Below are 12,797 nucleotides of genomic sequence, written 5' to 3'. Positions count from 1 at the left end.
CTGGAGATAGAAATTGAACCAATCCAACAAAGAAAACAATTATTTTTGAGCTTTGAAACCAAGATAAGTTCCTGCGCTAATTCCTTGAAGAACTAATAGTGTTGAGTCAAATTCTGGCATTTTGAGATTCTTCAACACCTCGAAAATAAAAACTAGACCAAGTGCAATTGTCCAAATAAATATCTGAAATCGATAAAAACTTACCCCATCTTTATCTGCCAAAATATCTTGAAAGAAGTTCCTACTTACTTTTTCTTTTTTATTAGAAATAACCACATTTCCATCATTGTCCTTATTTCCACCGATTGCATCAATCAGTGCTGCGCCAACCCCAGTACCTGCACCAATACCCAAAAGGATCATTGCTTGACTTGTGACAATGTTGGTGTAATCTCCAGTAATTGAATAGATAAATCCAAAGGAGGCAATAATTAAAAAGAACCACCAAGCCATTTGAGTTCGTCCCAAACTAAAAGGTTGATCATGTTTATCTAAATTTGGCTCTTGCACTGGATCTCGCAGCCCATCGATTCCAAATCTAAAGAATAAAAAGAGAACCAAAAGCAGAAACGGAATGTAAATTAATAACCAAGGCGAACCCAGAACAAGAATATCGATCGTAGGTGCAGGTTCAACGGTAGGAAATGCCTGTTTTTCAACAAAGCCTACGCTTACTCTGGCTTTACGAATAAATCGTGTGCTGCCACCAATAATCGAATTCCATACTTCTTGAGATTCATCAGTTCGATTCAGTTGGAAGGCTAACCGATCTTCACCAACTGGTTCTCCATGCAAATCTGGCAATGCATAACCTTGTAGAAAAAGTACAAGTTCTTGTGGATCAATACTCCGATTTCTGATCGCGTTTGAGAGACCTGCTACTTCTACTTCAATATAATCCCCTAGTTTTACTCGTCCATTGCCGTTTCTTCCAGCAATAACTGCTTTTGTCTTTAACGATAAGGGCGGTAAACTCGGTGATTCCTCAATTCGAGTCTCGCTGGGTACAGTAACTGAAGATTCTGGAGGAATTAATTCTTGATCGAAAGAAGATTGAGCATTCACTGGTATTTTACTAGAAAACATTAATGCAATTACTAGTAAGCAGATGAAAACCCATTTTCTCCTAATTTTACGCATCATTTATTTTCCTGAATGCTAAGAGTTATAGAAGGTAGAAAGTAAGCGATCGTTCTTTAGTTAGGATTAGGAACGATCGCCAGTAAAAGTTTTGATTTAGCTTAAAGAGATACCTAAGGATCTAAAACGATCGTTGTTTTGTCACCTGAAGGTAAATGAGTCACAATCAAAACCACTCTCAAGTTAAGTCCTTTGAAACTTGGATCAAGCTCGAATCGATAATCTGTGGGCTTGTCAAAGCCATGTCCGGGTGCAGCAATAAACTTGATGAGTTTAATAATTTCATTTGGATCGACTTGAATTGCCATTGTGAATCTCCAAGATTGTTACTTGTTTGAAGCAAAATCGAGCTTGCGCTTTTAGAGAACTACTGTTCTTTCTATTGCTCTCGTGATAGGACTGCATCAAAGGCATCTGTTTAAAATTCATGCACTTTTCCACTAGTTTGAAAAAGATGAAAAATACTTTCGATGAAGAACTTTTACCACTTCAGACTTAAGTTTTGAGAGATTAGACGATCGGAATGATGATGGTTTCAGGATCTAAGTGAATACCATTGCTTAGCCGAATGATTTCAATATGAAGATGTGGCCCAAATGCATGACCTGTTTCTCCCATTTCGCCGATCTTCTGACCCTTAGTAACGGTTTGTCCATCACTGACATTGACACGGCTTAAGTGAGCGTAGCGACTCAGTAAATCCAAGTTGGAATGACGAATATCTACATGGCTGCCAAAACCGCCACCACAGTTGTGATTGCCAACAGTACATCCTGTTTGAACGAAACTAACTGTACCGTCGGCAACGGCGAGAATAGGGGTTCCTACTCCATTGCGATGCCCAATATCAGTTCCACGATGGTTCCGACCGTTACGCCAACCGAAAGGACTCGTAACATAACCTCCTACAACAGGTTTAGCCAATTTGCTTTGAATCACAACGATTAACTCTTCGGGATCAAAATCCAAAATATTGTCTTGATCACCCAGAGCCGTAGCTAAAATTTCCCGGTTTCCTGCTGTGTTGAAAACAACATCAGCCTGCCACAATCCACCGCTTACGGCTGCGGTGACCAACGGAAAAATATTGCCGCCCCAAGGACTGCTAAGACTAACTTTGACGACACCAGGACTTGCTGTTCCTTTCACAGTAAAGCTCTGCTTAATCTCAAACGTCGATCGTGGCGCAGGAGAAGTAATTTCGATCGAGTGGCTACCTGAATCTCCATGATGCAAAGATTCAACATCTGCACTTTCATAAAGTCGCTTCAGGATAGCGAGAATCTTGTCACCATATCGCGTATCTACTGCCCATTTTCCTGTCAAATCCTTCACCTTCGGAGCTTTGCCACGGGGAGTTACTAGATGAAAGCGAGGATCAACAATGGGAGGGTGTGCAATATCTTCTGTACTGGCATAGGCTTTTAAATGTTCAATATGGGCTTTAACGCCTGTTCTGGCATCTGGGAATGAGGCTCCGGCAACACCACCGCCGATCGCCCCAATTCCAGCAAAGTTATTTTGGTTAGGACTAACATCTCCACCAAACTTGAGATAACCTGTTTCCAAACACATTTGGCAGAAGGCAATGTCATGGTTGACCCCTTCTTTCCTGGCTTCTTCGACATAAAGCCTGGCAATATCTGGAAAACGAGAGATGAAATCTCCTGAGTTGTTAGATTTTAAGAAATCCGACAGTTGCTCAATTGAGCTAAGACCTTGACCCATGATTCGATCGATCTCTACACTAACCAGTGCAGTATTGAGAACAACGGTAGGAGGACTAGACTGCCAACTGACTGACACATTAAAGGGCTGCAAATCAACAGCTTTAACATAAACAATTCCTCCTTGCGTGACTCGCCGTACATTGGTGGCAATAGAAAGATCGATTCCCAGAAGCCCAGCCAGATCAATAGGGATATAGGAATTACTGTTAACTAGGATTCCCTTATCTTGCTGAAGTCGTCCATTGAGTTTGATGTTGATGCTTGGGAAAGGATTAGTTCCACCTCCTGGATTTCCTGGACTGATTTCACTCCATGCAATCAAACCATTAGCAATGCCTTTGGCAAATTTTGCGCGATCTCTCACCAAAAGATTCATATCTTGAGGTTCGTCAACAAAACATAGCTCCAGCAACAATGATGGAACCGCAATTCGACGACAGAATGCTAGACTGCCCGGAGCAGATTGAGTATCGGGTTTATCTCCGCGATCGATAAGACTAGGCACTTGATTAAGAAGCGCATTTAGCATTAATCTGGCATCCCGTTCGCGTGCAGCATTGCCGTGAATAAAAAAGCATTCGGTTCCTCTTGCACGTTTGTCGAACGCATTCCCATGAATTTCTAGGGCTACATCTCCAGCAACAGCACAAGCATTAATCCAATTAATTGTAGGAGTGAGATCAATTGTATCTGGAACAGAGAAGAAGTCCTGATCTTGAACTAATCCTCGCGATTTCAGTTCTGCAATGATTAAATCACGAGTTTTGATCATTTCTTGTGCTTCTGAAGTGCCGATCGCGGTAGTTGCTCCAGGATCGCCAGAAAAATGACCTGCGGAAATAAAGATTCGTCCCATTGTAATTCTCCAGATAATGATGGATGGCTTATTAGACTTGTTAAACTAAGTTCAAAATAAATGCCCCTATCGTTCCGATCGGCATTCCTCCAAGTTCTATTTCAGGCTTAGAATCCGTGCCGCGCACTGCTAACACTGAACCTTGAATCTGAGATGGATTGACTTGCTCAGATGTAAGTGGATTACTCCATCCCCTGATCTTGTAGATTGCACCTTTGGCTGGACCGTCAGTTGCTTCACCGATCGCATCAAGCACAGCAGGAGTGTCGTCCGTTGCAGGCAAAATTTTCCCTTTGACATTGAGTTTGACCGTTTCGCTAAATGTCAGTTCTCCTGAGAATTCATCATCGGTACTACTCAAGATTGCTAAGGTTCCCTTCGCCCACTTTCTTGCGCTCACTGATGTTCCTGGGGGTGCAGCCCATTCAGTTTCAGAGGGAAGCATCAAAAAACTTTGGAAAGCCCATGTACCTTGCATCGCTTCTATCCTTGCTGTAGTTGCCTAAAAGAATTGATTCATTCATCTTTAGTTCGATGTTTCAATCCAACCAACCGATCGCCTGACTTCACGCCTGAGAATGCCTGACTTATGCCGGAGTTTGAATCACAAAGTTGTTCATCGATTAGTTCGCATAGGTGCACAGCAGGAGCAATGTTGAAGCGATCGTGCTCCTGCTAGATGAACTCAGAACTGACAACTCTTTGTTTCCTCATCCCCCAACCCTTTCTCCCAGATGGAGCGATGGGGAGTCGGGACAATGGAGGGGATTCAACGTCCCGCCCCGGATCGGCGAGGAGGGAGGGGAAAGGGAATCGAGTGTTGTCAGCCAATCGGTCCTCTAAACTCTAGTTAAAAAACTCTAGTTAAATGGGTGCATCGGTAGACCAGTAGATGTGTGGACAAAGAACTTTGATGTTGATATCCCTGTTTCCTATGATCAAGTGCCCCTATTTATGGTAAAAATCTGGCTTATGTGCCGCCAAAACAAGTCATGACAAAGCTAATTATCCAGATCCCTTGCTATAACGAGGAACTGACCTTGGGAACCACACTGTCGGCCTTACCCCGTCATTTACCAGGGGTAGAGACGATCGAATGGTTGGTGATTAATGATGGCAGCCGCGATCGCACTGTAGAAGTAGCAAAAGAATATGGCGTTGATCACATTGTTAGTTTTTCTAGCAACCAAGGACTAGCCAAAGCATTCATGGCAGGTTTAGAAGCTAGCTTGCGGGCCGGAGCCGATATCATCGTCAACACCGATGCCGATAATCAATACTGTGCTGACGATATTCCGACCCTGATTCAGCCGATTTTGCTAGGACAAGCAGACATGGTAATTGGTGCTCGCCCGATCTGGAAAACCCGGCATTTCTCCTATATTAAGAAAGTGCTGCAAAACTTTGGCAGTTTTATGGTGCGGTTGGCAAGCAACACCGATGTCCCGGATGCGCCGAGCGGATTTCGAGCATTTAGTCGGGCAGCGGCAATGCAGTTGAACGTTTTCAACAATTACACCTATACCCTCGAAACAATTATTCAAGCGGGGCAAAAAGGCATGACGATCGCCTCGGTGCCAATTCGTACCAATCCCAACATGCGAAAGTCGCGCTTGGTGAAGAGTATTCCATCCTATGTGATGAAATCGTCCTTCACAATCTTACGGATCTTTATGCTATACCGCCCAATGCGGTTCTTTGCACTGCTAGGAACGATTCCATTTCTCTTGGGAACTGTGCTAGGGGTGCGGTGGCTATTGTTGTTTTGGTTTGTCGATCCAACGCGATCGCGCGCCCCCAGTTTGATATTGGCAGCGGTGCTGGTTTTGATTGGGTTTCAACTGTGGATGTTTGGACTAGTAGCCGATTTGATGGCTGCCAACCGTAAACTATTGGAAGAAACCAGGGTTCGACTGCGGCGCTTAGACATTGAACAAAACTCAGAACAAAACTCAAGCGACTGATAGCGTCTTCTCTATTGAATACATTCTGTTGAAAATACGTCTCTACCCCTTTGCCATCTCAGCACGCTTCAGTTCGTTCCAGGCTTAGGAGTAGGAAGCCTGTCACATTTACAAGTTGGTGAGGGCGAAGGTGATAGGCACACTAGGGGTGCTTGCAAATCCGATCGGTAACACGATGGTTAAATGAATTTCTAGCGTTAGGATTCCAGCCCCTAGAGAGGTATTTCGTGCAATGCGTTAATTAAAAGTTTTAATTATTGATATTTTGCAGCTAAAAACATGCGGCTTAACTCTATAGAAACTATCAGAGTTCTCTTGAAAAACAGCTACTTTTGGGCATAACTGTAATCGTTTCAATAGAAATGCGTCAATTGTTCAATCCACTAACAACATTTGCCTATATCCACGATTTGGAAAAACTTCTGCAACTTCTTGCTAGAAGGGTTACAAAGATCACTTAAATCTGCTAACTTCTTATTCATAGTACATTGATAAAATTCAATGTATTTCCAGCAAACCATAGATTTTTTTCTATCTAAATAGTTCTGCAAGATTTTGGGTTAGTGCGCGGTTTGTAATCCGAGATCTGAGGGGACTGCTGGTTTCAATCACGCCTTCCACAACCATGCCACGTTGCTGGAAGACGAATTGCCTACTCATTTCACGCTCGCTAGGAGGTTCTATGTCTCACGCTTTTAGTTCATCTCGTCGCAAGTTTTTATTCACAGCAAGCGCTTCTGCTGGGGCGGTCTTATTAAAAGGATGTGTGGGCAATCCCCCATCCACCACTGCTGATACGACTACGGCTCCGGCGACATCTCCGGCGGCATCTCCGGCAGCATCTCCAGTGGGATCGACTGAAACCCCGGAAACCCCCAACATTAAGCTGGGATATCTTCCTATCGTTGAGTCGGCTCCACTGATCGTTGCGCAACAGAAAGGCTTCTTTGCCAAGTATGGGATGACTGGAGTTGAAGTTTCCAAACAAGCAAACTGGGCGTCTGCTCGCGATAATGTGACGATCGGGTCTCAAGGCGGTGGTATTGATGGTGGACAGTGGCAAATGCCGATGCCGCACCTGTTAAGCGAAGGAATTATTACCAATGGCAACAAGATCCCGATGTATGTATTGGCTCAACTGAATACGCATGGGAACGGTATTGCTATTGCCAACGCTCACGCAGGTAAAGGATTGGGGCTGGATATCACGAATGCTGCTGATTATATCAAGGGGTTTGAAGCCAGTCAGGGACGGAAATTCAAAGCAGCGTTTACTTTTCCCAACGCTAACCAAGACTTTTGGATTCGCTATTGGCTCGCAGCGGGCGGCGTTGACCCGGACAATGATATCGATTTGCTGACCGTGCCACCACCGGAAACTGTGCAGGGTATGAGAACTGGAACGATGGATGCCTTCAGCACGGGCGATCCTTGGCCGTACCGAATTGTGGCTGATGATATCGGTTTCATGTCCACGTTAACCGCGGAAATTTGGCCGTCTCATCCCGAGGAATATTTGGCAATTCGGGCAGACTGGGTCGATGCCAACCCCAGAGCCACCAAAGCGTTGCTGAAAGCGATTATGGAGGCCCAACAGTGGTGCGATCAGCCAGAAAATCGTGCCGAGTTGGTTCAGATTGTGTCGGGTCGGGACTTCTTTAACATTCCTGCTGATATTCTGGAGCCACCATTTGCGGGACAATACGCGATGGGCGATGGTAAGTCTGCTATCAACGACTTCAAGAAAGGTCCACTGTATTGGACGGATACCGTCGGCAGTGTTTCCTATCCCTATAAGAGCCATGATTTGTGGTTTTTGACCGAATCCATTCGCTGGGGCTTCCACAAAGGCGCGCTGCAAGACATTGACACGGCTCAACAGATTATCGATCGCGTCAACCGGGAAGATTTGTGGCGAGAGGCGGCTCAGGAGGCAGGATTCAGCGGTATTCCGACCGATACCTCTAGAGGGGTTGAAACATTCTTTGATGGCGTCAAGTTTGATCCCGCGAATCCAGAAGCCTATTTGAACAGCCTAAAGATTAAGCGAGTATAAAAGCTTGATTGATCAACAAAGTGCAAGAGACTATTTTGTCACAAATAAACAGCATGCTGAACGCCTCAGCAAGCAATGCTCGAAAATTCACCGACAGGAGACGTAAACAACAATGGTTGCACAATCAGGAGCAGTCCGAAGAACAAGTTCGGCGAATTCGCTTCAAACTTGGTGGAAGAAGAATGCAGGTAATATTATTCCGCCTGTGCTCGGAATTTTGGGATTTCTCTTACTTTGGCAGTTGATTTCATCCAGTGGGTTAACGCGATTGCCCGGGCCCCTCAGCCTCATCACCGATCAACGTACTCGCGAGCTATTGTTTTATCCATTTTTTGATTTAGGTGGATTGAATAAAGGATTGTTTTGGCAAACCTTGTCGAGCTTAACGCGGGTCGCTCAAGGGTATACACTAGCAACGATCGTTGGCATTAGTTTGGGAATATTGGTGGGAACAAATCAAACCTTGAATAAGGCCCTCGATCCTATCTTTCAATTTCTGCGTATGATTGCGCCGTTGGCGTGGGTTCCCATTACCCTGATTGCGTTACCGAATGTGCAACTTGCAGCAATTTTCGTGATTTTCATTACGGCAGTTTGGCCGATTCTGATCAACACGACCGTGGGTGTACAGCAAATTCCGCAAGATTATAAAAACGTAGCCCGTGTGCTGCAAATGTCACCACGCAAGTATTTCTTCAAAATTCTGATTCCTTCTGCGTTGCCTTACATTTTCACCGGACTGCGGATTGCGATCGGGTTGGCTTGGCTGGCAATCATTGCGGCAGAGATTGTGATGTCTGGTGTGGTGGGCATTGGCTTCTTCATCTGGGATGCCTATCAGAATAACTATGTCAGTGAAGTCATTTTGGCAGTCATTTACATTGGCGCAGTCGGCTTGTTGCTCGATCGAGCCGTTGCCTATTTGCAAAGGCGCTTGACTGCCTAACGGTTGGTTACGTTGCAGGTGAATGAGTGGGCGGGATGGATGCTCTGTTGATTTTGTTATCGATTGATCGTTCATCCCGTTTTCTTGCACCAATTGATGCTATCAGCGATGCGATCATTATCAATTCTGCAATTCAACGATCGTTCACTTAATAGGCAAAACTTGTTTGTATTCCCGAAAAAGTGTCAACCTTACTAACTTCACCGAACCATGTCAGTTTTTCTTGCAGTTGATCAAATTGAAAAGACGTTTGCCCTCAGTGGGGGTGGCGAGTATTTGGCCTTGAAAGGCATTAACTTAGAGGTTCACAAGGGCGAATTTGTATCGCTAATTGGACACTCCGGCTGTGGCAAATCTACTCTGCTGAATATGATCGCTGGATTAGATTTACCCACCGATGGCGTGGTGTTGCTAGATGGCGAAACAATTCGCCGTCCTGGTCCTGACAAAATGGTAGTGTTCCAAAACTATTCTTTGTTGCCGTGGATGACTGTGCGCGAAAATATTGCGCTAGCGGTTGATGAAGTGCTGGCTGATTTACCCAAGGGAGAACGTCGGGCCTTGGTGGAACAGCATATTGACTTGGTGGGATTGCGCCACGCCGCTGACAAACCACCAGGACAACTGTCAGGGGGAATGAAACAGCGGGTAGCGATCGCTCGTGCATTAGCCATTCGTCCCAAGCTGCTGTTGCTAGATGAACCGTTTGGCGCACTCGATGCCCTCACCCGTGGCAATTTGCAAGAGCAGTTGATGCGAATTTGCGAAGAGAGCCACGTGACAGCGGTGATGGTGACGCACGATGTCGATGAAGCTCTATTGCTGAGCGATCGCATCGTCATGCTCACCAATGGTCCAGGTTCCAAGATTGGGCAAATTCTGGAAGTCGATATTCCCCGTCCGCGCAAACGCCTGGAGGTGGTGAATCATCCGAGTTACTATTCCATGCGCAGCGAAGTCATTTATTTTCTCAATCAGCAAAAGCAAATCAAGAAACTGCGGGCTGGTAAGCAGGGAGCGATCGCTCGTCATGGGTTGGAAAAGGTGAATCTGGATATTGGCTTTGTGCCATTGACAGCCTGTGCACCGTTGGCGGTGGCCAAAGAAAAGGGATTCTTTACGCATCACGGTTTAGATGAAGTGTCGTTGGTGCGCGAAGCGAGTTGGCGTGGCATTCAAGATGGAATCGCTGGAGGCTATCTCGATGCAGCCCAAATGCCAGCCGGAATGCCAATTTGGTTAACGCTGGGGGGTATGGATGGTACACCGCTGCCTGTTGTGTCCGCCCTCACCTTAACCCGTAATGGTAACGCTATTACCCTTGATAAACGCTTCTACGATCAGGGTATTCATACCTTGCAAAACCTCAAGCATTTGCTATTAGAAACCTCCGACAAGCGCCATACCTTCGGAGTCGTTCATCCCGCGTCGATGCACAATTTGCTGTTACGCTACTGGCTCGCCGCAGGTGGGATTCACCCCGATCGCAATGTAGAACTGTCCACCATTCCACCAGCGCAAATGATTGCTAATTTGCAAGCGGGAAATATTGATGGGTATTGCGTCGGTGAACCCTGGAATGTACGGGCCGCTGTGGAGGGGATTGGCTACACGATCGCTACCGATCTGGAAGTGTGGAACGGACATCCCGGTAAAGTGTTAGGGGTCCGGGAAGACTGGGCCCAGTCCTATCCCAATACGCACATTGCTTTGGTTAAAGCGCTGTTGGAAGCCTGTGCCTACTGCATGGACGAAGCCAATCACGAAGAGATTCGCGAAATTTTGTCACGACGCGAGTATTTGGGGACAGATTTGTCTTACATCTACTTGGGCGATCCCAATCCCCATGTGTGCAGCCTGCATCCGTCGCCACGGGAATATGCGCACCACCAATTTTATGGACAAGGTGTCAATCGTCCTAGCCGTACCGAGCACCTGTGGATGATGGCACAAATGGCGCGATGGGGGGATGTACCATTTCCGCGCAACTGGGTGGAAATTTTGGAGCGAGTTTGTCGTGTCAACATCTTCAGTACGGCCGCCCGAGAATTGGGTTTAACCGAAATCACTTACAGTCGCGGACCAATTCAGCTATTTGATGGCACCACTTTCAGCGCGGATGATCCGATCGGGTATCTCAATCAGTTATCTATCAAACATGATTTCAGTGTTGCTGACGTCATTTTAGACAATCGTACGCCTAAATCTGCTTAGTGACGTCTCTGAGCCGCTAGCTATCTTTAGTCATTCTCACTTCTGTCTTACTTTGGATAATCCTCATGAACCTGAAACGCATGAACCTCAATAACCATTCCGTTGCCTTTTCGTCCGATTCTAATCGCTCGTCTATTCGTAATTCGCTGCACGCTCAACCTTCCAGTCAAGAAGCCCTCTCTGTTCTCAATGCTCAGCCTCGCGATCGGTCTCGGACTGCTTTGGCTCCTGCTTCAGATGCCTTCCTTACGATTGATGGTGTTTCTAAAATCTACCCCACTCCAAAGGGTGACTATGTGGTTTTGGAAGACATTAATCTTAGCGTACAAGCAGGCGAGTTTATCTGCGTCATTGGTCACTCTGGCTGTGGTAAAACTACCTTACTCAATATGGTAGGAGGCTTCTCCAAACCCAGTAGCGGTGTTGTGACGTTAAACGGTAAAAAAATTACCTCTCCTGGTCCCGATCGAATGGTTGTGTTTCAAGGCTATGCCCTGTTGCCTTGGCTCACGGCTTACGAGAATGTTTACTTAGCCGTAGACTCGGTGCATCCGCAAAAATCAGAAGCCGAGAAGAAGCAAATCACGCGAGAGCATCTGCATTTAGTGGGGCTATCGGAAGCAGCCCACAAGCGTCCTGGTCAACTATCGGGCGGGATGAAACAGCGTGTCTCAATTGCCCGTGCGTTGGCGATTCGTCCAGAAGTATTGATTTTGGATGAACCCTTTGGCGCACTCGATGCCATCACCAAGGAAGAACTGCAAGAAGAATTGCTGAAGATTTGGAATGATCATCGCTGTACTGTACTGATGATTACGCACGATATTGATGAGGCTCTGTTTTTGGCCGATCGCTTGGTGATGATGACTAATGGGCCAGCCGCCACCATTGGCGAAATTATTGATATTCCCTTTCCTCGTCCTCGCGATCGGGGACGGATTATGGAAGACCCTGAATTTTACAAACTGCGGAACTATATCTTAGATTATCTCTATAATCGTTTTGCCCATGATGATGAGTAATGATTGAGTTCCCCTATCCAATTTCCTTCGATGGCAGAGTGGGAGTGTTGGCCAGTATGCACCAAAAAGAAACGGTCATGGCTCCCATTTTGTTGACGGAAGTCGGACTGCAACTTCAGGTCGCAAGTTTAAACACGGATCAATTTGGCACCTTTACCCGTGAGATCGATCGACCAGGGACACAACTGGAGGCGGCTCGCCTGAAAGCAAAGGCGGCGATCGATCTCACGGGACATTCATTGGCGCTAGCCAGCGAAGGTACGTTCAGCCCACATCCGCTGCTGCCCTATCTGGCTTGCAATCGCGAACTTGTAATTTTGATTGATGCAGAGCATGGTCTGGAATTGGTGGGCGAAACCGTGTCCACTCAGACCAACTTTCGCCATCAATTGGTGTTTGATCTCAATACGGCCCTAGAGTTTGCCCAAAAAGCAGGATTTCCAGACCACGGATTAGTGGTGATGTCTGACGCCGATCGAATTCAATCAGAGACAATCGTCAAAGGCATTCACCAGGAAGCTGAGTTGATTGAGATTGTCAAGCGCACACTGGAGCAGTTCGGGCAGGCATGGCTGGAAACGGATATGCGAGCGATGCATAATCCCACTCGAATGCAGGTGATAGGCGATGCGACTCGCGATCTCGTTCGCAAACTAAAGCAACGCTGCCCCCAGTGTCGGTATCCCGGTTTTGATGTGGTTGAGCGTCAAGGTGGCTTGCCCTGCGAATGGTGCGGTTCCCCCACTGATCTGACGCTACAGGCAATTTATGGCTGTCAATACTGTGGCTTTCAGCGATCGTTGTTGTATCCCGATGGCAAAACGGCGGCTGATCCGGCTCAGTGTGCATTGTGCAATCCCTAGATGCCT

Annotated in this window: 10 protein-coding genes; 6 read left to right on the top strand and 4 right to left on the bottom strand. The window is 46.4% G+C overall.

The annotated features are described in order from the left end of the window. Positions 1-39: 39 nt before the first annotated feature. The 4 genes from OXH18_RS23340 to OXH18_RS23325 all read right to left on the bottom strand — a co-directional run bounded on the left by OXH18_RS23340 (position 40) and on the right by OXH18_RS23325 (position 4,204). The gene (locus tag OXH18_RS23340; RefSeq protein ID WP_268609911.1) at positions 40-1,143 is read right to left on the bottom strand and encodes a hypothetical protein; all 1,104 of its coding nucleotides are present in this window, start codon (positions 1,141-1,143) and stop codon (positions 40-42) included. A 110-nt stretch (positions 1,144-1,253) separates the two neighbouring features. Beyond that, entirely contained in the window at positions 1,254-1,448 is a 195-nt protein-coding gene (locus OXH18_RS23335; protein WP_268609910.1) for a hypothetical protein, read from the bottom strand. A gap of 202 nt (positions 1,449-1,650) precedes the next feature. Continuing rightward, entirely contained in the window at positions 1,651-3,726 is a 2,076-nt protein-coding gene (tftA, locus tag OXH18_RS23330) for a hormogonium tapered terminus morphoprotein TftA (protein ID WP_268609908.1), read from the bottom strand. A 40-nt stretch (positions 3,727-3,766) separates the two neighbouring features. Continuing rightward, the gene (locus tag OXH18_RS23325; RefSeq protein WP_268609907.1) at positions 3,767-4,204 is read right to left on the bottom strand and encodes a hypothetical protein; all 438 of its coding nucleotides are present in this window, start codon (positions 4,202-4,204) and stop codon (positions 3,767-3,769) included. Between the two features lie 514 nt (positions 4,205-4,718). Here OXH18_RS23325 and OXH18_RS23320 point away from each other — a divergent pair. From OXH18_RS23320 to OXH18_RS23295, 6 genes are all read left to right on the top strand, one after another. Further along, entirely contained in the window at positions 4,719-5,690 is a 972-nt protein-coding gene (locus tag OXH18_RS23320) for a glycosyltransferase family 2 protein (protein ID WP_268609906.1), read from the top strand. Between the two features lie 682 nt (positions 5,691-6,372). After that, positions 6,373-7,746, top strand: coding sequence for a CmpA/NrtA family ABC transporter substrate-binding protein (locus OXH18_RS23315; RefSeq protein ID WP_268609905.1), 1,374 nt, complete (start codon positions 6,373-6,375; stop codon positions 7,744-7,746). Between the two features lie 112 nt (positions 7,747-7,858). Next, positions 7,859-8,692, top strand: coding sequence for a nitrate ABC transporter permease (ntrB, locus tag OXH18_RS23310; RefSeq protein WP_268609904.1), 834 nt, complete (start codon positions 7,859-7,861; stop codon positions 8,690-8,692). A gap of 210 nt (positions 8,693-8,902) precedes the next feature. After that, on the top strand, positions 8,903-10,906 hold the full coding sequence (locus OXH18_RS23305; protein ID WP_268609903.1) for a nitrate ABC transporter ATP-binding protein: 2,004 nt from the start codon (positions 8,903-8,905) through the stop codon (positions 10,904-10,906). Positions 10,907-11,127: 221 nt separating this feature from the next. Beyond that, entirely contained in the window at positions 11,128-11,928 is an 801-nt protein-coding gene (locus OXH18_RS23300) for a nitrate ABC transporter ATP-binding protein (RefSeq protein WP_390904407.1), read from the top strand. Beyond that, positions 11,928-12,791: a DUF6671 family protein gene (locus OXH18_RS23295; RefSeq protein ID WP_268609901.1), complete on the top strand. Its 864-nt coding sequence runs from the start codon at positions 11,928-11,930 to the stop codon at positions 12,789-12,791. Before OXH18_RS23300 ends, OXH18_RS23295 begins: the two co-directional genes overlap by 1 nt. The last annotated feature ends 6 nt before the right edge of the window (positions 12,792-12,797 follow it).

Source organism: Thermocoleostomius sinensis A174 (genome assembly GCF_026802175.1).
Taxonomy (GTDB): domain Bacteria; phylum Cyanobacteriota; class Cyanobacteriia; order Elainellales; family Elainellaceae; genus Thermocoleostomius; species Thermocoleostomius sinensis.
Note: the sequence above shows the minus strand (reverse complement) of the source record. Positions and strands in the feature narration are given on the sequence as shown.

What these genes read in the sequence shown, in the direction of transcription:
- OXH18_RS23320 (WP_268609906.1), top strand. Translation starts at nt 4,719, where the DNA reads ATGACAAAGCTAATTATCCAGATCCCTTGCTATAACGAGGAACTGACC.
- OXH18_RS23325 (WP_268609907.1), bottom strand. Translation starts at nt 4,204, where the DNA reads ATGCAAGGTACATGGGCTTTCCAAAGTTTTTTGATGCTTCCCTCTGAA.
- OXH18_RS23305 (WP_268609903.1), top strand. Translation starts at nt 8,903, where the DNA reads ATGTCAGTTTTTCTTGCAGTTGATCAAATTGAAAAGACGTTTGCCCTC.
- ntrB (WP_268609904.1), top strand. Translation starts at nt 7,859, where the DNA reads ATGGTTGCACAATCAGGAGCAGTCCGAAGAACAAGTTCGGCGAATTCG.
- tftA (WP_268609908.1), bottom strand. Translation starts at nt 3,726, where the DNA reads ATGGGACGAATCTTTATTTCCGCAGGTCATTTTTCTGGCGATCCTGGA.
- OXH18_RS23295 (WP_268609901.1), top strand. Translation starts at nt 11,928, where the DNA reads ATGATTGAGTTCCCCTATCCAATTTCCTTCGATGGCAGAGTGGGAGTG.
- OXH18_RS23340 (WP_268609911.1), bottom strand. Translation starts at nt 1,143, where the DNA reads ATGATGCGTAAAATTAGGAGAAAATGGGTTTTCATCTGCTTACTAGTA.
- OXH18_RS23335 (WP_268609910.1), bottom strand. Translation starts at nt 1,448, where the DNA reads ATGGCAATTCAAGTCGATCCAAATGAAATTATTAAACTCATCAAGTTT.
- OXH18_RS23315 (WP_268609905.1), top strand. Translation starts at nt 6,373, where the DNA reads ATGTCTCACGCTTTTAGTTCATCTCGTCGCAAGTTTTTATTCACAGCA.